The following is a 26457-nucleotide window of genomic DNA, read 5'->3' on the forward strand; positions in this document are numbered from 1 at the left end:
ATGCGCATAGCCCTGGTCCTGCTCACAGTGGTGTTCTCCTGTCGTGCACTGGCGGCCGATGAGGCTCTTTCGCTGCTGGCTTTCTATGACGCCTCGCGGCTCAACGATGCGGCGTACCAGGTGTCGGGGCATGACTACCAGGCCTCCCGTCAGGAAGAAGCCATTGGTCGCAGCGGCTTGTTGCCTCAGGTGGCGATCAACTCGCGCTATGGTCATGGAGGTCAGTTCAACAAGCGGGCAACCCCCAACAGCAGTGAGGACCAGTACGCGTCCGACAGCATCGCCCTGACAGTCAGTCAGCCTCTTTACGACAAAGGCCGCTGGGCGGCTTTCGAGCAAGCCAAGGCCCGGGCACGGTTAGGTGAGGCGCAGTATGAGGGGGCCGGGCAGAGCCTGTTCGACCGGGTGGTTGAAGCTTACTTTGATGTGGCTCAGGTCGAGAACGAGCTGCTGTTGACCTCCCAGCAGAAGACTTCGATTGCCGGCCTGGCCAAACAGTCCAAGCGTCTGTTCGATGCCGGCGAAGGCACCGTTACTGATATGGAGGAAGCTCAGGCCCGGCTGGATTCGATCAGCGCCCAGGAAATCGAACTGCAGGCCCGGCGCCGGGCCGCGTTGCGCAAACTGTCCGGCAGGGCCGGCGTGCCGACTGTGGACATCCGTCCGATGCAGGAGCAGTCCCCCATGACCGTTCTGCTGGCCCCAGAGGAAGATCTCGACTACTGGATGTTCAAGGCCGATCAGGCCGCTGCTGAACTGGGCGTCAGCCGGGCCACGATCAAGGTGGCCGAAGCCAACCTGAAGCTGCAGAAGTCCGGGCATTACCCGACCGTGGCCCTGAGTGGCCGCGTGGCCCGGGTCGATCAGAGCGACCTCAACGAGCTGTCGCAGCGCCAATCGACCTACTACGTGGGAGTCGTCGTGGACATTCCGCTGTATCAGGGCGGTGGCGTCAGCGCCTCTTCGGAAAAAGCCCGTTCGGCATTGGAAAGCGCCCGTTCAAGCTACGACAGCCAGTTGCAGCAGCTGACCGAAGACATCGAAGCCAACTACCTGGGGGTGGTGGCCGGTGGCGAGAAGATCAAGGCGCTGGTCACGGCTGTGCGCTCCAGCCAGTTGGCCCTGCAGTCGGCAGAAAAAGGCTATCAAGGCGGAGTGCGCTCCACCGTGGACATCCTCGACGCTCAGCAGCGGCTGTTTTCGGCCAAGCGCGATCTGCTTGATACTCGCCTGGCCATGTTGCTGAGCTACGTCAACTTGCACACCCGCACCGGCCAGATGACCCGTGCCAAGCTGGAGAAGGTGCAGGCGCTGTTCTGAATCGGCCGCATGGCCATACAGATGTAATGTCTGAGCCGGCCTCTTCACGAGCAAGCTCGTCCCTGCAATCGAACTGAACGGGCAGCCATGCGGCTACCCCTGCTTGGGTGCCACGCTGATAAGGGCCGTTTCGAAGTCCCGCACGAATGCAGGCGAGTTGAACAGGACAGATGTTTCCCGGCCGTTGACCAGGCGTTGACGCAGGTCGGGCAGCCGTTGCGGATCGGTGGCCAGTTGCACTGCACGTTCCTCATAGTCAGCCAGCGTCGTGGTGATCAACTCTGGCAGGTCCAGGGCGGTCAGCAGTGCGCCGGCCATGCGTGAGGCGAAGGTGCGGCCCGAGCGGGTCAGCACGGGCAGGCCCATCCACAGCGCATCGTTGGCCGTGGTGCCGGCGTTGAATGGATAGGCATCGAGAAACAGATCGGCAGCGCTATAGCGCGCCAGATACTGCTCTGGCGATACCCGCGGGGCGAAGATCAACCGCTGCGTATCAATGCCGTGCTGTCTGGCACGGGCGCATAGATTGGCTTGAGCCCACTGATTGTCAGCCAGTAACCACAACACACTGTCCGGCACGCGCTGCAGAATGCGCATCCAGCTATCGAACACCTCTTCATTGAACTTGTAATTATTGTTGAATGAGCAGAACACGAAGCGATCGTCTGGCAAGCCACACTGGGCGCGGCTCGGCAACTCGGCGACTGGGCGCTGGCGATCGCTGCATTGGTAGATCTGCGCCAGATACAGCGGTTTTTCGCTGTAGTAAGGGCGCTCCTGGTCAGGGATCAGATACCGATCGGCAATCACATAATCGATACCCGGCAATCCGGTCGGGCCAGGGAAACCCAGATAGGTCATCTGCACCGGGGCTGGCCGCCAGGCCAGGATGTTTGGCCGTGCACCGGAGGTCAGGCCATGCAGGTCGATAAGAATATCGATCTCATGCTGGCGGATGAGGTGCGCGGCCGTTGCGTCGTCCAGATCGGCAATACGTACGAAGTGATCCATGGCGCTCTTTACCCGCTGTCGCAGGGCCGAGCCATCTTCACGGCTCCAGCAGAAGCCGTACACCTCAAAGCGTTCACGATCGATCAGTTCGAACAGTTCCACGGTCAGCAGCGACACCGCATGCAGGCAGAAATCCGAAGACAAAAAACCGATGCGCAGCTTCGAATGTGCATAGCCTTGATCACCCGCCAGAGCCGGTACCCGCACATTGACCCGCTCTCTGGCGAAATGCATGGCACCGGCCAGTTGCAGGCCAGGATCATCACTGCCGGCCAGCAGGGCCAGTGGTGAGGAAGCCTTGAGCAGATCACCCTGGGTGACACCGGCCGGCGGTGCATACACCGGCCACACGCACTGTTTCTGACGCAGATGCACCCAGTGTTGAATGACCTTCGGCTGGGCCGGGTCGACTTCCAGGCTGGTGCGCAGAATCGCTTCGGCGGCTTGCAACTGGCGGGTTTCCTCCAGCAATCGCCCCAGGTTGTTGCACACCATCAGATACAGATCACGACTTTGCTGCGGATCGACCATGCCCTTGTCGAGGATTGACTGCCAGGTGGCCAGTGCCTGCTGGGGTTGCTGCTGGCGTTCCTGCAAGGTGCCCAGGTTGAACCAGGCCTGGGCGAACTCCGGATTCTGGGCGACGGCGGCCTGGTAAGCCTGCTCGGCCTCGGCCAACTGTCCCAACTGGGTGAGGGTCACGCCCAGATTGAACTGGATGACGTAATTGACCGCCGAATGGCAATGCCCAAGCCAGCGCTGATACAGCGCCGCGACATCATTGAAACGTTGCGCAGCATTGAGGCGCTCGGCGGTCTGCAGCAGTTGCATCGGTTCCAGAGCGACCTGTCCGGACAACTGCAGGGCCGCAGCCAGCATGACATCCAGATCCGGGCTTTGAAGATTCTCGGTAAGCATTCAGGGCTCCACCCATAAAAAAATACCGGACTCTTGCGAGTCCGGTATCAAGGTCTATCAAAGGTTTAACACTGAATATCAGTTAATCCAAGTGTGAACGTCAGTGGCGACCAGCAGTTGCACGTCACCCTCGTTGTACACGTTGTAGCTGGTGCCATCGATGGTGGCGGTACCGGCTGCTTGCCACTCGCCAGTGGCGCCCTGGATGTGCACGCTGTCGTTCTGGTCGCCGTTGATGATCATCTGCACCGGCGCAGCTGCACCGTTGCCCAGATCCACCTGGCCGGCCTGGCCCAGTTGCGCGACGGCCTTGGCGTCGACGGTCAGGCTGGTGGCCTCACCGTTGTCACTCGCCAGATCGATCGCGCCCAGTTTGCCAACCACGGCAGCATTGAGTTGCGTCAGGTCCAGAGACTGGTTACCGCCGGCCTGGGTATGGAACCAGACGTCGGCAATGGTGTGGCTCTGACCATCGCTGGTCTCGAAGCTGGCTTGCAGGCCGATCAGGTTGCCGTGGTTCAACTCGGTGGTCTTGGCCGCATCCAGATTGAACTGAGTGATACCCAGATCTTTCAGGCTGTGCAGCTCGCCGGCGTCGCTGACCCCATCGTTGTTGCTGTCGACCCAGACTTGCAGGGCGCTGAACAGTTGGTCACCGGCATTGATCACGCCATCACCGTTGCTGTCCAGGCTTTGCAGAGCCTGGAAACCGTCCTTGGCCAGCGAGCCGTCAGGCAGGCGGAAGGACGAACCGAACAGCTCGGAACCATTGTTGACCTGGCCGTCGCCATTGACGTCCAGAACCAGCAAGCCATCGCCACCGGCAGTCCAGCCGGTATTTTCTTTATGGCCGTCGGCGTTCAGGTCAAAGCGAGTGCCGTTGAGCAGATGCGAGGTCTGCACGCCGTCACCGTTGAGGTCCAGAACCAGCGGAGTCGACAGCGCCATGGCATCGACCTGGGCGGCATTCATCGCTTGAATCTGTGCGGTGGTGAATGCGTTGACCTGGGTCATGCTCAGATTCGACAACTGAGCGGTGGTCAGTGCCGTGATCTGCGTGGTGGTCAGAGCAGCCACTTGCGCCGTGGTCAGTGCGGCCGTGTCGGTCGTCTGAATCGCGGCGATCTGAGCGGTGGTCAGCGCTGCAATATCAGCCGTCTGCATGGCGCTGAACTGAGTCGCGGTGAGAGCCACAACCTGTGCGGTGGTCAGAGCGGCCACGTGAGCGGTGGTCAGCGCGACGATTTGAGCCGTGGTGAGGGCTGCAACGTCCGCAGTTTCCAGTGCCGCCACCTGTGTGGTGGTCAGGTTGGCCACTTGAGTGGTGGTCAGGGCCGCGACTTGAGCAGTACTCAGTGCGACGATTTGGCCAGTGGTCAGTGCGGCCGCCTGGGCAGTGGTCAGCGCGGCAACGCTGGCCGCAGGCAGAGCAGCGAGGTCAGCGGTTTCCAGTGCAACCACCTGAGCGGTGGTCAACGCAGCGACCTGAGCGGTCTTCAGCGCGGCCACTTGCGCGGTGCCCAGCGCAACCACTTGAGCGGTGGTCAGGGCAGCCACATCGGCGTTTTCCAGGGCGCTGATCTGAGTCGGCTTGAGAGCGGCGACTTGAGCAGTCGTCAGGGCAGCCACTTGAGCCGTGGTCAGCGCCACCAGCTGGGCGCTGGTCAGTGCACCGACATCGACAGTTTCCAGTGCCGCCACTTGAGCGGTGGTCAGGTTAGCGACTTGAGCCGTGGTCAATGCGGCGACTTGAGCGGTGCTCAAGGCGACAACCTGGGCGGTGGTCAGGGCGGCCACGTCTGCGGTTGGCAGGGCAGCGATCTGGGCAGCGGTCAGGCCTGGCACCTGAGCGGTGGTCAGCGCCGCCGCTTGTGCTGTGGTCAGACCGGCCACAGCCGCCGTGGTCAGCGCTGCGAGGTCGGCGTTTTGCAGTGCAGCGACCTGAGCGGTGGTCAGTGCAGCAACCTGGGCCGGTTTCAGTGCAGCCGCCTGAGCGGTGGTCAAGGCAACGACCTGGTCGGTAGTCAGGGCGGCGACCTGAGCGGTGGTCAGGGCACCGACGCTGGCGGCTGGCAACGCTGCGAAGTCAACGGTTTCCAGTGCGGCGATCTGCGCAGTGGTCAGTGCAGCCACTTGAGCGGTGGTCAGTGCTGCGACCTGAGCGGTACCCAGTGCCACCACTTGGGCGGTGGTCAGGGCGGCCAGGTCAACGGTTTGCAGAGCGGCGACTTGAGTTGGCTTGAGAGCCGCGACTTGAGCGGTGGTCAGTGCAGCGACCTGAGCCGTGCTCAGGGCGACGACCTGGGCGGTGGTCAGTGCGCCGACATCAGCGGTTTCCAGCGCGGCCACCTGAGCGGTGGTCAGGTTGGAAACCTGCGTGGTGGTCAGTGCAGCCACTTGAGCGGTCGTCAGCGCGACAACCTGGCCGGTGGTCAGTGCAGCAACCTGAGCAGTGGTCAGCGCGGCGACGCTGGCCGCAGGCAGAGCAGCAATATCAGCCGTTTCCAGTGCAGCGACTTGAGCGGTGGTCAGTGCAGCAACCTGAGATGTTTTCAGCGCCGCCACTTGTGCGGTGCCCAAGGCCACGACCTGAGCGGTGGTCAGGGCAGCGACATCGGCGTTTTCCAGGGCGCTGATCTGCGTTGGTTTGAGTGCGGCGACTTGAGCGGTGGTCAGGTTGGCCACTTGAGCCGTGGTCAGCGCCACCAGCTGGGCGTTGGTCAGTGCACCAACGTCGACGGTCTCCAGTGCGGCGACTTGAGCAGTGGTCAGATTGGCCACTTGAGCGGTGGTCAAGGCGGCCACTTGAGCGGTGCTCAAGGCGACAACCTGGGCGGTGGTCAATGCGGCCACGTCTGCGGTTGGCAGGGCAGCGATCTGGGCAACGGTCAGGCCTGGCACCTGAGCGGTGGTCAGCGCCGCCACTTGGGCAGTGGTCAGACCGGCCACAGCCGCCGTAGTCAGGGCAGCAAGGTCGGCGTTTTGCAGGGCGGCGACCTGAGCGGTGGTCAGTGCAGCAACCTGGGCAGGTTTCAGTGCAGCCGCCTGAGCGGTGGTCAGAGCGACGACCTGGCCGGTAGTCAGTGCGGCGACCTGAGCGGTGGTCAATGCACCGACATTGGCTGCCGACAGAGCCGCCAGATCAGCCGTTTCCAGTGCAGCGACCTGGGCAGTCGTCAGTGCAGCCACTTGAGCGGTGGTCAGAGCCGCGACTTGGGCAGTACCCAGCGCTGCGACTTGATCGGTGGTCAGCGCGGCCAGGTCAACGGTTTGCAAGGCGGTGATCTGGGCCGGCTTGAGGGCCGCGACTTGAGCGGTGGTCAGTGCTGCAACCTGAGCGGTGCCCAGCGCGACAACCTGAGCGGTGGTCAGTGCACCCACGTCGACAGTTTCCAGCGCGGCCACTTGAGCCGTGGTCAGGTTGGCCACTTGAGCGGTGGTCAATGCGGCGACTTGAGCGGTGCTCAGGGCCACGACCTGGGCGGTGGTCAGGGCTGCGACGTCTGCGGTTGGCAGCGCGGCGATCTGGGCAGCGGTCAGGCCTGGCACCTGAGCGGTGGTCAGAGCAGCTACTTGGGCTGTAGTCAGACCGGCCACAGCAGCTGTGGTCAGCGCTGCGAGATCAGCGTTTTGCAGTGCGGCGACCTGAGCGGTGGTCAGGGCAGCAACCTGGGCCGGCTTCAGCGCAGCGGCCTGAGCGGTGGTCAAGGCAACGACCTGGCCGGTAGTCAGTGCGGCGACCTGTGCAGTGGTCAGGGCACCGACGCTGGCGGCTGGCAGGGCAGCAACATCGACCGTTTCCAGCGCGGCAACCTGGGCAGTGGTCAGTGCAGCCACTTGAGCCGTGGTCAGCGCGGCCACTTGAGCGGTACCCAGTGCAACCACTTGGGCGGTGGTCAGGGCGGCCAGGTCAACGGTTTGCAGCGCAGCCACCTGAGTTGGCTTGAGAGCCGCGACTTGAGCGGTAGTCAGTGCAGCGACCTGGGCGGTGGACAGCGCGACAACCTGGGCGGTGGTCAGTGCGCCGACATCAGCGGTTTCCAGCGCGGCCACCTGAGCGGTGGTCAGGTTGGAAACCTGCGTGGTGGTCAGTGCAGCCACTTGAGCGGTCGTCAGCGCGACAACCTGGCCGGTGGTCAGTGCAGCAACCTGGGCAGTGGTCAGCGCGGCGACGCTGGCCGCTGGCAGAGCGGCAATATCAGCCGTTTCCAGTGCAGCGACTTGAGCGGTGGTCAGTGCAGCAACCTGAGACGTTTTCAGCGCCGCCACTTGTGCGGTGCCCAAGGCCACGACCTGAGCGGTGGTCAGGGCAGCGACATCGGCGTTTTCCAGGGCGCTGATCTGCGTCGGTTTGAGAGCGGCGACTTGAGCGGTGGTCAGTGCAGCCACTTGAGCCGTGGTCAGCGCCACCAGCTGGGCGCTGGTCAGTGCACCGACATCAACGGTTTCCAGTGCGGCGACTTGAGCCGTGGTCAGGTTAGCGACTTGAGCCGTGGTCAATGCGGCGACTTGAGCGGTGCTCAAGGCGACAACCTGGGCGGTGGTCAGGGCTGCGACGTCAGCGGTTGGCAGCGCGGCGATCTGGGCAACGGTCAGGCCTGGCACCTGAGCGGTGGTCAGCGCGGCCACTTGAGCGGTGGTCAGACCGGCGACAGCCGCTGTGGTCAGGGCTGCGAGGTCGGCGTTTTGCAGGGCCGCGACCTGAGCGGTGGTCAGTGCTGCAACCTGAGCTGGTTTCAGCGCCGCTGCCTGAGCGGTGGTCAGAGCAACGACCTGGCCGGTAGTCAGTGCGGCGACCTGAGCAGTGGTCAGGGCTCCTACGCTGGCGACAGGCAGTGCGGCGAAGTCAACGGTTTCCAGCGCGGCGACTTGAGCCGTGGTCAGTGCCGCGATTTGAGCGGTGGTCAATGCGGCGATCTGAGCAGTACCCAGCGCTGCGACTTGATCGGTGGTCAGCGCGGCCAGGTCAACGGTTTGCAGGGCGGTGATCTGGGCCGGCTTGAGGGCGGCGACTTGAGCGGTGGTCAGTGCCGCAACCTGAGCGGTGCCCAGCGCGACGACCTGAGCGGTGGTCAGGGCACCCACGTCGACAGTTTCCAGCGCGGCCACTTGAGCCGTGGTCAGGTTGGCCACTTGAGCGGTGGTCAATGCGGCGACTTGAGCGGTGCTCAGGGCGACGACCTGGGCGGTGGTCAGGGCTGCGACGTCAGCAGTCGGCAGCGCAGCGATCTGGGCAGCGGTCAGGCCTGGCACCTGAGCGGTGGTCAGCGCCGCCACTTGGGCAGTGGTCAGACCGGCGACAGCTGCAGTGGTCAGCGCTGCGAGGTCGGCGTTCTGCAGTGCCGCGACCTGAGCGGTCGTCAGGGCAGCAACTTGTGCTGGCTTCAGTGCGGCGGCTTGAGCAGTGCTCAGTGCGACGACTTGAGCAGTGGTCAGCGCGGCCACTTGGGCAGTGGTCAGAGCACCGATACTGGCGGCTGGCAACGCTGCGAAGTCAACGGTTTCCAGTGCGGCGACCTGCGCGGTGGTCAATGCAGCCACTTGAGCGGTGGTCAGTGCTGCGACCTGAGCGGTACCCAGTGCCACCACCTGAGCGGTGGTCAGGGCGGCCAGATCGACGGTTTGCAGAGCGGCGACTTGAGTCGGCTTGAGGGCGGCGACTTGAGCGGTGGTCAGTGCAGCCACTTGATCCGTGGACAGTGCCACGATCTGGGCGCTGGTCAGTGCGCCGACATCAGCGGTTTCCAGCGCGGCCACCTGAGCGGTGGTCAGGTTGGAAACCTGCGTGGTGGTCAGTGCAGCCACTTGAGCAGTAGTCAGCGCGACAACCTGGCCGGTGGTCAGTGCAGCGACCTGAGCAGTGGTCAATGCAGCAACGCTGGCCGCAGGCAGAGCGGCAATATCAGCCGTTTCCAGGGCAGCGACTTGTGCAGTGGTCAGTGCCGCGACCTGAGCGGTTTTCAGCGCAGCGACTTGAGCGGTGCCCAGTGCGACCACTTGAGCGGTGGTCAGCGCGGCGACATCGGCGTTTTCCAGGGCGCTGATCTGCGTCGGTTTGAGAGCGGCGACTTGAGCGGTCGTTAGAGCTGCCACTTGAGCCGTGGTCAGCGCCACCAGCTGGGCGCTGGTCAGTGCACCGACATCAACGGTTTCCAGAGCTGCCACTTGAGCGGTGGTCAGGTTGGCCACTTGAGCGGTGGTCAAGGCGGCCACTTGAGCGGTGCTCAAGGCGACAACCTGGGCGGTGGTCAGGGCTGCGACGTCAGCGGTTGGCAGCGCGGCGATCTGGGCAACGGTCAGGCCTGGCACTTGAGCGGTGGTCAGCGCCGCCACTTGGGCAGTGGTCAGACCGGCGACAGCCGCCGTGGTCAGGGCAGCAAGGTCGGCGTTTTGCAGTGCAGCGACCTGAGCGGTCGTCAGGGCCGCGACCTGGGCTGGCTTCAGTGCCGCGGCTTGAGCAGTGCTCAGTGCGACGACTTGAGCCGTGGTCAGCGCGGCCACTTGGGCGGTAGTCAGTGCGCCGATGTTGGCAACTGACAGGGCTGCGAAGTCAACGGTTTCCAGCGCGGCCACCTGAGCGGTGGTCAGGTTGGCCACTTGAGCGGTGGTCAGTGCAGCCACTTGGGCAGTACCCAGTGCAGCCACTTGATCGGTAGTCAGAGCGGCCACATCGACGGTTTGCAGGGCGGCGACTTGCGCCGGCTTGAGTGCGGCGACTTGAGCGGTGGTCAGGGCCGCGACCTGAGCGGTGGACAGCGCGACAACCTGAGCCGTGGTCAGAGCACCCACGTCGACAGTTTCGAGTGCGGCGACCTGAGCGGTGGTCAGGTTGGAAACTTGTGCCGTGGTCAGCGCCGCCACTTGAGCGGTGCTCAGGGCGACGACCTGGGCGGTGGTCAGGGCTGCGACGTCAGCAGTCGGCAGCGCAGCGATCTGGGCAACGGTCAGGCCTGGGATCTGTGCGGTGGTCAGTGCAGCGGCCTGTGCGGTGGTCAGACCAGCGATGGCTGCGGTGGTCAGTGCCGCCAGATCGGCGTTTTGCAGGGCGGCGACCTGAGCGGTGGTCAGGGCTGCAACCTGGGCTGGCTTCAGCGCAGCCGCCTGAGCGGTGGTCAGCGCCACGACCTGAGCGGTGGTCAAGGCGGCCACTTGGGCGGTCGTCAGTGCGCCGACGTTGGCAGCTGACAACGCAGCGAAGTCAACGGTCTCCAGCGCAGCCACTTGGGCAGTGGTCAGGTTGGCCACTTGAGCGGTGGTCAGTGCTGCGACCTGAGCGGTGCCCAGTGCCACGACCTGGGCGGTGGTCAGAGCGGCCAGGTCAACGGTTTGCAGGGCGGCGACTTGAGTCGGCTTGAGGGCGGCGACTTGAGCGGTGGTCAGTGCAGCCACTTGATCCGTGGACAGTGCCACGATCTGGGCGCTGGTCAGCGCGGCGACGTCGACAGTTTCGAGTGCGGCGACCTGAGCGGTGGTCAGGTTGGAAACTTGTGCCGTGGTCAGCGCCGCCACTTGAGCGGTGCTCAGGGCGACGACCTGGGCGGTGGTCAGTGCCGCGACATCAGCGGTTGGCAGCGCGGCGATCTGTGCGACGGTCAGGCCAGGAATTTGTGCGGTGGTCAGGGCTGCAACCTGTGCGGTGGTCAGACCGGCCACAGAGGCGGTGGTCAGTGCAGCCAGGTCAGCGTTCTGCAGGGCGACGATTTGTGCAGTCGTCAGCGCAGCCGCTTGAGCCGGTTTCAAGGCAGCTGCTTGCGCGGTGGTCAGCGCCACGACTTGAGCGGTGGTCAGGTTGGCCACTTGAGCAGTGGTCAGGGCACCAACGCTGGCCACTGGCAGCGCAGCAAAATCAACAGTTTCAAACGCCGCGACCTGAGCGGTGCTCAGTGCAACGATCTGTGCGGTCGTCAGGCTGGGCACCTGCGCGGTCGTCAATGCCGCGACTTGCGCGGTGGTAAACCCTGGCACCTGAGCGGTGCTGAACAGCGCGATGTTGGCCTTGCTGAAGGCCGGAATCTGCGCGGTGGTCAGCGCAGCGATCTGAGCGGTGCTGAAGTCTGCAATGTCTCCTGCCGCCAGACCGGCAATGGTCGTGGTGCTCAAGGCAGCAACTTGTGCGGTAGTCAAAGAGGAAATAAAGCCCATGTGCATGTCCTATCTAAGGTGATTACCACAATGTCAGCGTTGCCGCCGGGGTCGGAAAAAGGGGGTAATGGTTACCCACGTGTCATCGTTAGCGACTGGGATTCTTGAAACATTAAGACCGATTTCTGGTGGCATTTTGCCTTTTATAGCTTTTTGGTTATAAAAAATTAACCGAACGAAAACCTATTGACATTAATGATTTTGTGGTATGTGGCATGAATATTGGATCCATTTTATAGGTGCGCTTTTTCTTGTCAGCCAGCGTGCCCTGGCTGACCTTGACCCTCTTGGGCTCTTGACCTAGTGTGCGTGGCAACCCCGCTGACCGGCGGAGTACTTCCCCATCACCCTCTGGCTAGCCAGCAAGGGCCTTGATCGAGTAATTGATTGTGAAAACCTTCCTTCATGTAGGTTGCGGTCCGAAGAACAAGAGCGGTACCACCAAGGGCTTTGCTTCTGAGCAATGGCAGGAACTGCGCTTCGATATCGACCAAAGCGTCAATCCGGATATCGTGGGGACCATGACCGACATGTCCCAGGTCAAGGACGCCTCGGTGGATGCGCTGTTTTCCAGCCACAACATCGAGCACCTCTATCCTCATGAGGTCCCGGTGGCATTGGCTGAATTCAAGCGAGTGCTCAAGCCTGGCGGATTTGTGGTCATTACCTGCCCGGATCTGCAATCAGTCTGTGCGCTGGTGGCTGAAGACAAACTGACCGATGCGGCTTATGTGTCGCCTGCCGGCCCCATCGCCCCGATCGATATTCTCTACGGTCATCGTCCGGCCATGGCCAACGGCAATACCTTCATGGCGCACCGTTGCGGCTTCACCAAAAAGGTATTGACTGGCTCCCTGCAGGCTGCCGGTTTCGATATGGTCCTGCCGATTCAGCGTACGCACCCGGCTTATGATCTGTGGGCCATTGCGGCTCTGGCACCGATCACGGAAGAGCAAGTAGTGGCCTTGGCCAACGAGCACTTTCCGGCCTGATTGCTAGCTAGCTATATAGCCATCAAATGGCCGCTTCCCACCCCGATTTTGATCTGAAATACGGTGGAACGAGCGGGCGGCGATCCGTCTTGCTCAAGCGGCCTCACAGTCACAGTAGATGCTCTTGCCGACTCAGCTCAGCACTTCCCGGTAAACCTGCACGGTCGTGGCACACATCTGCTCGGCAGTGAACACCTGTTCGAAGCGCGCCCGGGCCTGCTGGCCAAAACGCTCGGCCAACTGCCGGTCATCCCACAGCCGGCGCATGGCTTCGCGCAAGGCTTGCGGGTTTTCGGGCGGGATGGCCAGGCCGGTTTCTTCATGCAGATTCACAAAGGTCGTCCCGGTGCCGATCTCGCAAGAGATCATTGGCTTGCCGTACATGGACGCCTCAAGCAATGAAATGCCGAATGCTTCTGAGCGCAGATGCGAAGGAAATACCAAGGCATGGCATCGCTGCAGCAGGCAGGCTTTGTCGATGTCATCCAGGCGCCCGAGAAAACGCACATTGCGCAAGTTCAGGCGCTCGGCATGGGCCTTGAGTTCCTGCTCCTGCGGCCCGCCGCCGAGAATCAGCACCGGGTAGTCCGCACCTTCCAGGGCATCGAGCAGCGTGGTCAGGCCTTTGTAGTAGCGCAAAACTCCGACAAACAGAAAGAACTTCTCCGGTACTTGCTGCTGCCAGTGCGCCTGACGCTCTGGCGAGACCTGCGGGTAGGCCGACTCGTCCAGCCCATAAGGCACTACTACAGTTTTGTCTGCAAAAGCTTGCAAGGTTTCGCTGGTGCGCTGGTAGTTCGGTGACGCCACCAGAATCCGGTCCATGCTCTTGAGCATCTGATTCATGAGCGGCGCATACAACTTCAGCAAAGTCCGCTGCTTGATAATGTCCGAGTGATAACTCAGTACGCTTGGGCGCCCGTGACGAGTTGCGAAGTGCACCAGGTCCATCATCGGCCACGGAAAATGAAAGTGCACCAGATCGGCTTCGGCGGCCATTTCCTTGAACCGGCGAAACACCGGCAGGGAGAATCCGGTAGAGGCCAGGTTGAAGTTCTCTTTAACGCGCACCACCTCATGATCCGCCACCTGAATACGTGCCGGTGAGGGCTCGGGGCTCAGGGTCAGCACCTGGCCTTCCACGCCAAAGGCGCGGCTGCCCTGGCACAGCTGGAACATCACCTGCTCGATACCGCCGGTGGTGTCTGGGTAGTAGGTTTTGAAGAAATGAAGAACGCGCATGAAGTACCTGTAGGTACTGCTTGAGAAGTCATGAGCCAGGCAAGGCTTGCCGGAAATGGGCATGTTGTTCGTCTGAAACACAGACGCTGGCAAGCAGTAAGAAAACAAATCGAAGTCGAACTTTACCCTTTGAAAACGGCACAAGCCAACCTGAAAAAAGGAAATTTCCCGCGTGGGAAATTTCCTTGGAGGACTTTACAGCGGCGTATTTTTCATTTGTTGCATGATAGCCGGGTGATACACTTTTGCGCTTTTCCATACCCCCGGGCAGTCAGGACGCTATGCAGAAAATTCATGAAAACAGCTTGCAGGCTGCGCTAAAAGCCTGTAAAGGCGCTTTCATATCAGTCGGTATCTTCAGTCTGTTTGTCAATGCCCTGATGTTGGTCCCCACCTTTTATATGCTGCAGGTCTACGGACGTGTCCTGACCAGCAACAACCTCACCACCCTGGCCATGTTGACCATCATCATGTCCATTCTGGTAATCACCACCGGCGCTCTGGAGTGGGTTCGTTCGCGGATCATGGTCCGGGTCAGCACCAAGCTCGATGTTCTGCTCAGCCGTCACGTCTACAAGGCAAGCTTCAAGCGCGCCCTGGAAAGCGGGGGTATGGATGCTTCTGCGCAGCCCATGAATGACCTTACCAGTCTGCGACAGTTCATGACGGGTAACGGGGTATTTGCGTTTTTCGACGCGCCCTGGCTGCCGATCTACATCGCCGTGATGTTCATGTTCCACCCCTGGTATGGCTGGGTGGCGATTGCCAGTGCCATCGTGTTGCTGATCCTGGCCTATGCCAACGAAAAGGTGACCGGCAAAGCGCTCGCTGAAGCCAACAAGGAAAACATCGCTGCAACCCTCAATACCACCAAGAACTTGCGCAACGCCGAAGTCATCGAATCGATGGGCATGCTCGATACCCTGATTGCCCGCTGGAGCCAGCGTCAGCGCAAAGTGCTGTTGCTGCAGTCCAATGCCAGCGACAAAGGCGGTGTGGTCAGCTCGATGTCCAAGACATTCCGCAGCTGGGTGCAGTCGCTGATTCTCGGCCTGGGTGCTTATCTGGCAATCAACCACGAGATCAACGCCGCACTCGTGATCGCCGGTTCCGTACTGCTAGGCCGTGCCCTGGCGCCGATCGACATGATCATTGGCAGTTGGAAAGGCTTCATTGGTGCGCGTACCCAATACAACCGCCTCAATGACATCCTCGACAAGCTCCAGGCCGAACCGCAGCGCATGCCGCTGCCTGCTCCGAAGGGCAACATTCAGGTCGAAAACCTGATCATCGGCGCGCCAGGCTCCAAGACACCCATTCTCAAAGGTGTTGGCTTCGGGGTTCCGGCCGGTGCCGTAGTCGGCATCATCGGCCCAAGCGCTTCAGGCAAATCGACCCTGGCCCGTGCCCTGATGGGCGTCTGGGCGCCACAGCATGGCTCTGTGCGTCTGGACGGTGCGGACCTGCACCAGTGGGACAAAGAACTGCTCGGTCCACACATCGGCTATTTGCCTCAGGACATTGAGCTGTTTGAAGGCAGCATCAGCGAGAACATTGCCCGCTTCGCTGAAGTCGATCCTCAGAAAGTCGTGCAGGCCGCGCAGATTGCCGGCGTTCACGAAATGATCCTGCTCCTGCCTGAGGGCTATGACACGGTCATTGGCGGCGACGGCGTCAACCTGTCCGGCGGTCAGCGTCAGCGTGTCGGTCTGGCCCGTGCCCTGTACGGCATGCCGAAAGTGATTCTGCTCGACGAGCCGAACTCCAACCTCGACGAGGTCGGCGAGCGTGCCCTGGCACATGCCATTGCGCAGCTCAAGCAAGCCGGCTCGACCGTGTTCGTCATCACCCACCGCACCAGCATCCTGTCCCAGCTGGACCGCCTGCTGGTCATGCAGAATGGTGCCATTACGATGTACGGTCCGCGTGATCAAGTGATGGAAGAGCTCAACAAGCAACACCAGGCTGCCCAGCAGCCTCAGGTTGGCGCAGGTACGGCTCCGGCCGGCGCCTGACAGGACGATATTGATGACCCTTATTCTCGCAGGCAAGACCGACAACTTCGCTGACCTCCCGACCTCGGATCACAGCATCCGCCGGGTAGGTTTCGGCATCCTGATCGTCGTATTCGGCATCTTTGGCACCTGGGCCGCGGTGGCCCCTCTGGACGGCGCCGTGCATGCTCCAGGCGTCGTTACCGTACAGACCTATCGCAAGACCGTGCAGCATCTGGAAGGCGGTATCGTTAAGGAAATCCTTGCCCGTGACGGCGACATGGTGAAGCGGGGCGACCCGCTGATCGTGCTTGACGATGGTCAATTGCGCGCCGAATTCGAAGTGGCGCGCAACCAGTTGATCAGCGCCAAGGCCATGGAAGCGCGGCTGGTGGCCGAGCGTGACGGCAAAGACAGCATCGACTTCAGCAGCATGCTCGACCCCAACAGCACCCGTGCCATCGAAGCCCGTGCCAGTGAAACCCAAGTGTTCAATACCCGTCGCGGTGCTCGTCTGGGTCAGGTATCGGTGCTGCAGGAGCGTATTGGTCAGCTTAATGCGCAGATCAAAGGCACGGAGTCGATGATCAGCACCAAGAGCAGCCTGGAGAAATCCTACGGCGGTGAAATTGGTGAACTGAGCGAACTGCTGTCCAAAGGCTTCGTCGACAAACAACGTCTGCTCGACCAGCAGCGCAAACTCGACTCACTGCGTTCGGAAATCGCCGAGCACCGCTCCAACATTACTCGCACGCGTTTGCAGATCAACGAAACCGAACTGCAGATCCTGCAGGTCAATAAAGACTTCAACTCTGAAGTGGCCAAAGAGCTGACCGAAGTCCAGGCCAAGGGCTATGAGCTGCAAGAGCGCACCGCAGCCATCGAGGACCGCCTGAGCCGCATTGTGATTCGTGCGCCGGATGACGGTATGGTGATCGGCATGACCGTGCACACCGTCGGCGGCGTCGTGCGTCAGGCGACTCCGTTGCTGGATGTGGTGCCGTCTGTATCCGAGCTGATTGTCGAAGCCGAAGTGGCGCCGCAGGACATCAACCGGGTGGCGATCGGCAAGCACGCAGACATTCGCTTCTCGGCCTTCAACAGCGCCACCACCCCGGTCATTCCGGGTGAAGTGAGCAGCGTGTCGGCAGACCGCCTGACCAACGAGCGTACCGGCCAGCCTTACTACCTGGTGCGTGCCAAGGTCACTGAAGAGGGCCTGCAAAAACTGGCTGATCGCAAGCTGCTGGCCGGTATGCCGGCTGAAGTACTGATCAACACCGGCGAGCGCACCATGCTTCAGTACCTGCTCCAGCCGGCGCGCAACGCCATTGCTGAATCGATGATCGAGGAATGATTGTGCGCCTGATCCCCTGTGTATTGTCGGGTCTACTGGTGCTCCAGGCTCATGCGGACGAGCCCAAGACCGCTGTACCCTCGACCCCCAAGCCGCCGCCTACCAGCGTCAGCGCCAAAGAGTATTCCGCTGACCTGATGACGCTGTACAAAGAGTCGCGCCTTGAAGACCCACGCATTCTGTCGGCCTATGCCCGCGCCCAGGCCGGCAAGGAACACGAACGCGAAGCCTTCGGCAGCCTCTTGCCGCAGATCTCGGCCAACGCCGGGGCCAACCGCATCAAGCAGGTCAACGAACAGGTCGACCAGGTCTACAACAGCGAGAACTACAGCATTGGCCTGAGCCAGGTGCTCTACAACAAAAAGGCCTGGGAAAACTGGCAGCGCTACAAGAGCCTGGCCAAGCAGTCGTTGTCCGAGTCCGATGAAGCCCAGGCCGAAGCCACCGTCGACCTGGCCCAGCGCTACTTTGCGGCCCTGGCGGCCGACGATGAGCTGGAACTGACCCAGGCCGAGCGTCGCGCGACGCAAAAGAACCTCGACCAGGTCAGCGCCCTGTACGAGCGTCAGTACGCCAAGAAAACCGACGTACTTGAACTGCAAGCCCGGGTCGACCTGCTGGCCGCCCAGGAAGTCGATGCCCGTAACCAGGTGCGTGTGACCCGCGCCGCGCTGTCGGAAATCGTTGGCCGCCCGGTGACTGAAAAGCTCAGCCGCGTCCGTGATGACGTTCAGCTGAAAGTATCGGAGCAAACCCTGGAGAGCTGGGTACAACTGGCCCAGACCGAAAACCCGGCGATCAAGTCCAATCTCAGTGCCGTCGAAGCGGCCCAGGCCGGCGTGCGTGGCGGCAAAGGCGACCACTACCCGAGCCTGAGCCTGAACCTCAGTGCCCAGAACACCAACGAAGGCTATAACAACGCCCTGGCGCCCAAGACCGACAGTTATGTGGCCGGTGTAGCCTTGTCGGTGCCTATATATAGTGGTGGTTCGACATCAGCGCGCGTGCGCGGTCTTTATCAGGATCAAGTGGCCGCCGAGCAGCAGCTGGAATTTACCCGACGTCAGGTTGTCAAGGAAACGACCAACGCTTACTTGACGGCAGACTCCAGCGTCGAAAAAATACGCGCCAACCGCAATGCGGTGTCGTCAGCCGAACAATCGAGCATTGCGTCCCAGGAAGCCTTCAAATATGGCGTCGTCAATGCGGTTGATGTGCTGACCGCAACCCAGAACGAATTCAAGGCGCGTCGTGACTTGCTCAAGACGCAATACGACTTCATAACCAATTTGTTCATCCTCAATCGCTGGGCCGGCAAACTCTCTGTCGAAAGCGTGGAAAGTGTGAACGTATGGCTGAGCAATAACCGCAAGACTGAGCCAGCCCCAGATCGGAAAACCAAACAATGAATGCACCTCGTAAATCCGCCATCGTTACCGGCATCACAGGCCAGGACGGCGCTTACCTGACCGAACTGCTGCTCGACAAGGGCTACAAGGTCTACGGCACCTACCGCCGGACCAGCTCGGTCAACTTCTGGCGTCTGGAAGAGGTCGGTGCGCTGAACAACCCGAATCTGGAACTGGTCGAGCACGACCTGACCGACCTGTCGGCCAGCATTCGTCTGTTGCAAAAGGCCGAGCCGAGCGAGGTTTACAACCTGGCGGCGCAGAGCTTTGTGGGTGTGTCTTTCGACCAGCCGATCACCACCGCCGAAATCACCGGCCTGGGCGCGGTCAACCTGCTCGAAGCCATCCGCATCGTCAACCCGAAGATCCGCTTCTACCAGGCATCGACCTCCGAGATGTTCGGCAAGGTCCAGCAGATCCCGCAGACCGAAGCCACTGACTTCTACCCGCGCAGCCCTTACGGCGTGGCCAAGCTGTACGCGCACTGGATGACCATCAACTACCGCGAGTCCTACGACATCTTCGGTTCGAGCGGCATCCTGTTCAACCACGAGTCGCCACTGCGCGGCAAAGAGTTCGTGACCCGCAAGATCACCGACGCCGTGGCGCGCATCTCGCTGGGCCAGCAAGAGGTTCTGGAGCTGGGCAACATGGACGCCAAGCGTGACTGGGGCTTCGCCAAAGAGTACGTCGAAGGCATGTGGCGCATGCTGCAGGCTGACCAGCCGGACACTTTCGTGCTGGCCACCAACCGTACCGAAACCGTGCGTGATTTCGTTTCCATGGCGTTCAAGGCAGTCGACATCCAGCTCGACTGGAAAGGCACTGCCGACAACGAACACGGCATCGACACCAAGACCGGCAAGACCGTTATCCAGGTCAACCCGAAGTTCTACCGTCCTGCTGAAGTCGAACTGCTGATCGGCGACCCGGAAAAAGCCAAGCGCGTGCTGGGCTGGGAACCGAAAACCACCCTGGAGCAGCTGTGCGACCTGATGGTCAAGGCTGACCTTGAGCGTGTGAAGAGCGGTAAATCGTTCTGATAGCTAGATATCTATATATCTAGCTAGCTAAAAGCCGCGTTCATACGCGGCTTTTTTGTACCTGGCCTCTTCACGACCAAGGTCGTTCCCACCACATTTCAAGTCAGGATTGAGATGGGAGAAGAGGCCGGTAAGGGCCCTAAACCTGCTTTGCAGGTGCCACCGTCTTCACGACCAAGACGGATCGCCGCCCGCTCGTTCCCACCGTATTTCAGATCAGGATTGAGGTGGGAACGACCTTGGTCGTGAATGCTCTTTGCCAGGCATCACAAATACGGCGCCAGGATTAGCCCTTTCGCCCGTTGGCTGGCTCCTACAAAATAGCGTGTTGCGCTGTCATCTTTTTCTTTTCTTGTCACCAGGTCCGTTCATGCATAACGAAGCACAGGTCACCATCCACCAGTTTTCGATCAGCGTCAGTCTAGGGGATGGCATCAGTAACGGGATGCTGCTGACCCGCAAGCTGCTGCGCCAGGCCGGTATCAAATCCGAGATCTACTGCATCGAGCCAAAACCGGAAGTGGCCGGCGACATCCTGTGCATGGACGACTACATCCCCGGCAGTGCCAATGCACTGTTGATCCACCATGGCATTGGCAACCCCGTCGAGTCCTGGCTGCGTGAACTGCCCGAAGCCAAATTCATGGTGTTCCACAACATCACCCCTGGCGCGCTGTTCCCCGCCGAGCACCCGATCCAGCCAATGCTGGCCCACGGCTGGCAGCAAGTGGACGCCTGGCAAAACTGGCTGACCGGCAGCATTGCCGACTCCCGGCAGAACCTGCAGGAACTGCTCAAGCGCGGCTACAACCAGGCCACCACCGCAGAAATCCCGCTGCTGGTCGACCTGCAACGCATCGAACCTCATAGCGTGCAACGCTGCGACACGCCACGGCCGTTCACCCTGTTGTTCGTCGGGCGGATCATGCCGCACAAGAACCAGTTGGGGTTGGTCGAAGCCTTCGCCCTGTTGCTGCGTCGCTCCCAGGTGCCGCTGCAGCTGTACCTGGTCGGCGGTGCAACGGTGCCGGCGTACAAAGAGCGCATCGAACAACGCATCGAAGAACTGGGCATCGGCGCCTACGTCACCCTGACCGGCAAGGTCGATGACGAGACCCTCGACTCGCTGTACAGCCGCAGCGACCTGTTTGTGTCCCTGAGCCATCACGAAGGCTTCGGCATGCCATTGATCGAAGCCATGGCCCACGGCTTGCCGGTACTGGCCTACGACGCCCCGGACAGCAACGTGGTCAACACCCTGGGCAGTGCCGGGCTGTTGCTCGACACCGACCGCCCTGAAGTCGTGGCAGCCACCATCGCCCAACTCATCGAAAACCCGGCGCTGCGCCGCAACCTCACCCAACATGCCGCCGAGCGCCTGCACGAGTTCGACTATCAGGCCCTTTACGACCGCCTGAGCGCCTACCTGGCCGGCTTTGAAATCATCCTGCCGGCCCATCGGTTCGCCACTACGCCGCCCCAGCCAAGCGTCGAGTGCCGCATCGAAGGCCCGTTCGACAGCACCTACAGCCTGGCGCTGGTCAACCGTGAACTGGCCCGGGCGCTGCAAGAGCAGGGCAGCAGCACCGCCCTGCGTGCCACCGAAGGGCCGGGGCCGATCGCGGTTGACCCACAGTTCCTGCTCGACAACCCCGACTGCGCCAGCCTGCACGCCCGCGCCGAACAGCCGGCGCGCAACGTGCTGCGCCTGATGTATCCGCCGCGGGTCACCGACATGCAGGGCGACATCAACGTCATGTCCTGCTACGGCTGGGAAGAGTCCTGCCTGCCGCAGGACTACTGCCACGACTTCAACCACCAGACCCACCTGATCACCAGCATGTCCGAATGGGTCACCACCACCCTGCGTGACAACGGCGTCACCGCCCCGCTGGCCACCGTGGGCCTGGGTGCCGATCACATTCTGCGCGTCCCGGTCGACGCCAGCAGCCTGCCGGCCATGCCCAAGGTCAGCGCCGAGCGCCTCAAGCTGCTGCACGTGTCATCGTGCTTCCCGCGCAAGGGCGTCGATGTCCTGCTCAAAGCCTACGGCCAGGCCTTCACGGCCGAACAGCCGGTGGTGCTGATCATCAAGACCTTCCCCAACCCGCACCACAACATCGAGCAGCAAGTCGCCGACTGGGCCGCGAGCCTGGCCAGCGCGCCGGCGGTTGAACTGATCGTCCAGGACCTGCCTGACGGCGCCTTGCGCGCGCTGTACAACCAGGCCGACGTGCTGATCGCACCGTCACGCGGCGAAGGCTTCGGCCTGCCGCTGGCCGAAGCCATGCTGCACCGCCTGCCGGTGATCACCACCGGCAACGGTGGCCAGCGCGACTTCTGCACCCCGGACACCGCGTGGCTGATCGACTACCGCTACGAGCGTGCCCGTACCCACCTCAAGGCCGCTGCCTCGGTGTGGTTCGAGCCGAGTGCCGAGCACCTGGCCAGCCTGCTGGGTGAGTTTCATCAGGCCTGGAGCCAAGGCCAACTGGCCAGCTTCACCGCCACCCGCGTCCAGGCCGCCGAAGCCCTGATCAACACCCGTTTCACCTGGGCTGCCGTGGCCCGTGCCAGCCTGGCAGCCATCGAACAGGCCCGCCACCAGCCGCTGCTCAAAAAAGCCCCGAAGCTGGGCAGCGTGACCACCTGGAACAGCGCCTGCGGCATTGCCACCTACAGCCAGAAACTGCTGGAACCGGCGTTCGGTGAGCAAGTGCATGTGTTCGCCAGCGACAACGCCGACCTCAACGCTGCCGACACCCCCAACATCGAGCGCTGCTGGACTAGCGGCCACTACGACGACCTGGCGCGCCTCAAGGCGGCCATCGAGCGTTCCGGGGTCGACACCCTGCTTTTGCAGTTCAACTTCTCGTTCTTCGACATCCAGGCCTTCGCCAGCCTGCTCGACTGGTCCCACGCGCGTGGTATCCAGACTCTGGTGGTGTTCCACTCCACCGCCGACGTGATGCACACCGACAAGCTCAAATCCCTGAGCCACATGCGCGAGTCGCTGCACAGTTGCGCGCGCCTGCTGGTGCACAGCGTCGGCGACATGAACCGCCTCAAGGACATGGGCTTGGGCCACAACCTGCTGATGTTCCCCCATGGCGTGATCGAAACCACGCTGCCCGAGCCGGGGCCTGCCCAACTCGCCGCTGGCCTGCAAGGCAAGACCATCATCGCCAGCTACGGCTTTTTGCTGCCGCACAAAGGCATGCCGGAGTTGATCGAAGCCTTCGCTTTGCTGGCCAAGGGCAATGCCAAATTGCACCTGCTGCTGGTCAACGCCGAGTACCCCGATCCGGTCTCTGCGCAACTGGCACAAACCTGCCGCGAGCGCATTGCGCAAAACGACCTCAAAGGTCGCGTCACGCTGATTACCGACTACCTCAGCGACGAGCAATCCTTGTCGTGGTTAGGCATGGCTGATGCCATTGTCTTCCCCTATCAGCACACCCAAGAGTCAAGCAGCGCGGCGGTTCGCTGGGGTTTGAGTACCGGTCGTCCGGTTTTTTGCACGCCGTTGGGCATCTTCGAAGACGTCGCCGATGCGGTGACCTTCCTGCCGGGTACCGACAGCCAGTCCATGGCCGATGGAATCGCCAAAGAATTGGCAAGCGGACCGAAAGTGCTGCAAGGGGAGTGGCTGCGTAATTACGGGTGGACAAGCGTTTCAGTTCGCTTGCGAAACATTCTCATTGCACTGGCCCAAGAAAATGTTTGAACTTTTTCCAGAGTCAGAAACTGAAATTTCCTACGTGTCTACCGAAATTTTCCTATCGACATAGATCAAAAAGTTGGGTGTCAGCTATTGTTACGCCGCTAATTTGACAGGTATGATCGGCGTGCCTTGTAGGATATTTCCTTGATAGCTTTGAAAAAAAGCTCAAAAAGTGACCTGCAAGGCTGTCGGAATTTTCCGACTTCCCATAATGGGGGCCACGGCCCTGTGGGACGTGGCAACAGGCGAGAGCCGACGGGTTCTTTTCCCTAGAGGGAAGCCTGAGTGTCGATATCGACTCATATTGGAGATGAAAACGTAATGGCTACTACTTCTGCACAAGTTCAACAGCTGTATGTTGCTTACCTGGGCCGCGCTGCCGACAAAGGTGGCCTGGACTACTGGTTGGGCCAGTTGAACGCTACTCCAGCTACCATCACTCTGGACCAGATCCGCGCCAACTTCGTTAACGATCAGCCTGAGTACGCCGCTGCCTACGCTGGTCTGAGCCGTTCCGAAACCGTTTCCAAGATCTACCTGAACCTGTTCGGCCGTCCAGCTGACGCTGGTGGCCTGGCTTACTGGACTACTGGTGGCGGCGCTAGCGTTGCTGCTGACCAACTGCTGGTTGCGTTCATCAACGGTGCTTCGGCTACCGACGCGCAAACCGTAGCCAACAAGGTTATCGTTTCCGAAGTTTACACCGCTACCGCCGGCTCCGCTTACACTCAAGCGGACGCTGTTGAAGTGCTGAACGGCGTATCTTCGACTCCTGCCAGCGTAACTGCTGCTCTGGCCAAGCTGTCTGACGGCTCCCTGGCTGGCGTTGCTATCCCTGCTGGTGTTGCCCTGCTCAAAGCAGACGCTGCTGCTGACGCGGCTGTAACTGCTTACGAGGCTTCGAAAGTTGCTTCGCTGAAAGCACTGAACGACAAAGTCGTTGCTCTGAACGCAGACTACAGCATTGGCCTGACTGCCATCGTTGACGGTGGTGACGATGGTAGCGTTGCCGGTGACTCGTACTCCGAAGTCGCTGTTGCAATCACTAACGCCAAAACTCTGCGTGACGGCATCGCTGGTGGTTCGACCGTGACTACTGCTCAGCTGGAACTGAACGCCACTCAAGCGACCGCTAAAGTTGCTGAAGAGCGCGCTGCTCTGGTTAATGTCAGTGCTACTGCTGCTACCGATATCACCGCTTACAACAACGCTGTAGCTGCTAACAACGCTCTGACTGCTCCTAGCACTGCAAAAGTACAGACTGACACTGGCGCTCTGCAAGGCGTTATCGGTGCAAACGCTGCTAACGGCACTGCTTTCTCCGACGCTAGCACTGCATACACCACTGCTGGTGGTACTGCTACCATCACTACCGCTGCTGAGCTGTACACTGCTTTGAGCACTGCGAACGCGACCGAGCTGGCTCGTCTGGATGCTGCTTTCAACACTGGCGTGTTCACTTCGGCTTATGCAAATCTGCGTGCTGACGGTGTAGCTCAGGCTGCTAAGACCGCTGCTGAAAGCGCTCTGACCGCTGCTGAAGGTAAAGTTGGTACTGCCTACGTCAACGCCGCTGAAGCAAGCGCTGCTGCTGCCAAGCTGGTAACTGACGTTAAAGCTGCTGACGCTCTGGTTGCTGAAGCTACTGCTGAAACTAACGCTCACGACGCGGTAGTGAAAGTTGCTTCTGACGCTCAAGACGCTGTAGACGCTATCACTACTGGTGCTAGCGCTTACGCTACCAACGTTACGGCTTCGACTGGTGTTACTCCTGTTGACGGTTCTGCTAAAGCAGATCTGTTCTTCTTCACCAACACCACTCACTCCAATGACTTCATCATTGGCACCGCGGGTTCGACTACCGCTGCCGTTGCTACCCAGTTCGCTAAAGGCGACGCCATCTACCTGGGCGAAGGCTACACCTTTAACTCCGGCGCTCTGAGCACCGGTAACAACAACGTTAAAGAAGTGTTCTTCATCCAAGGTTCTGCTGGTGTTCAGGTTGTTGTTGAATCGACTGTTGCTGGTTCGACCAACGCCACCACTGCTGCAAACGGCGATGTGACCACCACCACCAACGCTCTGGACACCACCACCGTTATCACCCTGACCGGTGTTACCGACGTGGCTCAGCTGTCCTTCGCTAACGGTGTTGTCAGCCACGTTTAATCGTGACTGATCGGCTGTGATGGACTTCGGTCCATCATCAAGCGATTGAAAAAAACCCGCCCCTCAAAAGGCGGGTTTTTTTATGCCAGCACACTGCGTATGCTTGCCTGCCCGCTGTTTCTGCTGTTTTGGACCCTTTGATGAACTGGAACCTGATCCTCAATTTCACCCGCCAGGACCTGATCGACCGGCACTCGGCCTCGGTGCTGGGCGCGGCCTGGACCTTCATCCTGCCGCTGATCAACATCCTGATTTTCACCCTGGTGTTCTCCAACATCATGGGCATGCGCCTCGGTGGCTTGGGCCAGGACCTGGGCCAATGGGGCTACAGCGTCTACCTGGTCAGCGGCCTGCTGGCCTGGAACTGTTTTGCCGCTACCCTAACCCGCATCACCAGCGTGTTCCACGAAAAGGCTCACCTGATCGGCAAAGTGCGCCTGTCCCTGTGGTCGCTGCCGATGTACGTGGTGCTCAGCGAAACCGTGCATTACCTGATCGCGACCGGCTTTTTCATGATCTTCCTGGTCGCCATCGGCTTTGACTTCTCCTGGCACCTGCTGTGGTGGGTCCCGATCTTCCTCTGCCAGCAACTGCTGGCCTACGCTCTGGGCATTACCTGCGCGATCCTGTCGGTGTTTATCCGCGACATCACCCAGGTCATCGGTGTGGTCACCCAGTTGTGGTTCTGGCTGACGCCCATCGTGTACGTGGCCAACATCCTGCCCGGCACCATCCAGCAACTGGTGGCGCTTAACCCGTTCTACCACCTGGTCCTGGCCTACCGCGCAGCCCTGATCGGCGGCCAGAACCCGCACCTGCTGTCGATTGGCATCCTGGTGGGCTTCTCCCTGGCCCTGCTGGCCATCTCGATCTTCGTCGGCCGCAAGCTCGAACGCGACATCCGCGACTTCCTTTAACCCCCGCAGGAGGCTGCCAAGTGGGCAAGGCTGTACAGCCCACTTGGAACCTCCTACCCCGATTCTGACCTGGAATACGGTGGGAACGAGCGGGCGGCGATCCGTCTTTCTCGTGAAGGCAGCGCAATCAAGGTAACCGCCTCACAAATCCCACATTCAAAACTCTTAACCGATCCCCGATGCTGAGCAGCCAGACTCTTCCAGGCGTCAGCCGTCCAT

At 60.9% G+C, this 26457-nt stretch carries 12 protein-coding genes; 9 read left to right on the forward strand and 3 right to left on the reverse strand.

From position 1 onward, the window contains the following. Nucleotides 1-1320 (forward strand): TolC family outer membrane protein, encoded by a 1320-nt coding sequence (locus tag NJC40_RS28370; RefSeq protein ID WP_231906515.1) that lies wholly within the window; start codon nt 1-3, stop codon nt 1318-1320. 93 nt (nt 1321-1413) lie between these two features. On the opposite strand, the gene NJC40_RS28375 is transcribed toward NJC40_RS28370, so the two are convergent. Both NJC40_RS28375 and NJC40_RS28380 read right to left on the reverse strand, forming a co-directional pair. Next, on the reverse strand, nt 1414-3249 hold the full coding sequence (locus tag NJC40_RS28375) for an O-linked N-acetylglucosamine transferase, SPINDLY family protein (protein WP_253141038.1): 1836 nt from the start codon (nt 3247-3249) through the stop codon (nt 1414-1416). Between the two features lie 78 nt (nt 3250-3327). Continuing rightward, the gene (locus tag NJC40_RS28380) at nt 3328-11349 is read right to left on the reverse strand and encodes an SPM autocatalytic domain-containing protein (RefSeq protein WP_492180596.1); all 8022 of its coding nucleotides are present in this window, start codon (nt 11347-11349) and stop codon (nt 3328-3330) included. A gap of 431 nt (nt 11350-11780) precedes the next feature. Here NJC40_RS28380 and NJC40_RS28385 point away from each other — a divergent pair, with 431 nt between their 5' ends. Next, entirely contained in the window at nt 11781-12383 is a 603-nt protein-coding gene (locus NJC40_RS28385; protein WP_045495035.1) for a class I SAM-dependent methyltransferase, read from the forward strand. A 132-nt stretch (nt 12384-12515) separates the two neighbouring features. Here the strand turns inward: NJC40_RS28385 and NJC40_RS28390 are convergent, their stop codons facing one another. After that, entirely contained in the window at nt 12516-13625 is a 1110-nt protein-coding gene (locus NJC40_RS28390) for a glycosyltransferase family 4 protein (protein WP_253142608.1), read from the reverse strand. A 281-nt stretch (nt 13626-13906) separates the two neighbouring features. On the opposite strand from NJC40_RS28390, the gene NJC40_RS28395 reads away from it, so the two are divergent. The 7 genes from NJC40_RS28395 (at nt 13907) to NJC40_RS28425 (ending at nt 26238) form a co-directional block, all read left to right on the forward strand. Beyond that, nucleotides 13907-15640, forward strand: coding sequence for a type I secretion system permease/ATPase (locus NJC40_RS28395; protein ID WP_045492791.1), 1734 nt, complete (start codon nt 13907-13909; stop codon nt 15638-15640). Between the two features lie 13 nt (nt 15641-15653). Further along, entirely contained in the window at nt 15654-16976 is a 1323-nt protein-coding gene (locus NJC40_RS28400) for an HlyD family type I secretion periplasmic adaptor subunit (protein ID WP_173426704.1), read from the forward strand. Continuing rightward, the gene (locus NJC40_RS28405) at nt 16973-18385 is read left to right on the forward strand and encodes a TolC family outer membrane protein (protein WP_045492788.1); all 1413 of its coding nucleotides are present in this window, start codon (nt 16973-16975) and stop codon (nt 18383-18385) included. The genes NJC40_RS28400 and NJC40_RS28405 overlap by 4 nt, the downstream gene beginning before the upstream one ends. Beyond that, a complete protein-coding gene (gene gmd, locus NJC40_RS28410; RefSeq protein ID WP_045492786.1) occupies nt 18382-19428 on the forward strand; it encodes a GDP-mannose 4,6-dehydratase in 1047 nt (348 codons plus the stop codon). Before NJC40_RS28405 ends, gmd begins: the two co-directional genes overlap by 4 nt. 370 nt (nt 19429-19798) lie before the next feature. After that, nucleotides 19799-23155, forward strand: coding sequence for a glycosyltransferase (locus tag NJC40_RS28415; RefSeq protein WP_253142609.1), 3357 nt, complete (start codon nt 19799-19801; stop codon nt 23153-23155). 318 nt (nt 23156-23473) lie between these two features. After that, a complete protein-coding gene (locus NJC40_RS28420) occupies nt 23474-25321 on the forward strand; it encodes a DUF4214 domain-containing protein (protein WP_253142610.1) in 1848 nt (615 codons plus the stop codon). 140 nt (nt 25322-25461) lie between these two features. After that, nucleotides 25462-26238, forward strand: coding sequence for an ABC transporter permease (locus NJC40_RS28425; protein WP_045492780.1), 777 nt, complete (start codon nt 25462-25464; stop codon nt 26236-26238). Nucleotides 26239-26457 lie beyond the last annotated feature (219 nt).

Origin of the sequence: Pseudomonas sp. 21LCFQ02 (genome assembly GCF_024129895.2) — a bacterium.
Lineage (GTDB): Bacteria > Pseudomonadota > Gammaproteobacteria > Pseudomonadales > Pseudomonadaceae > Aquipseudomonas.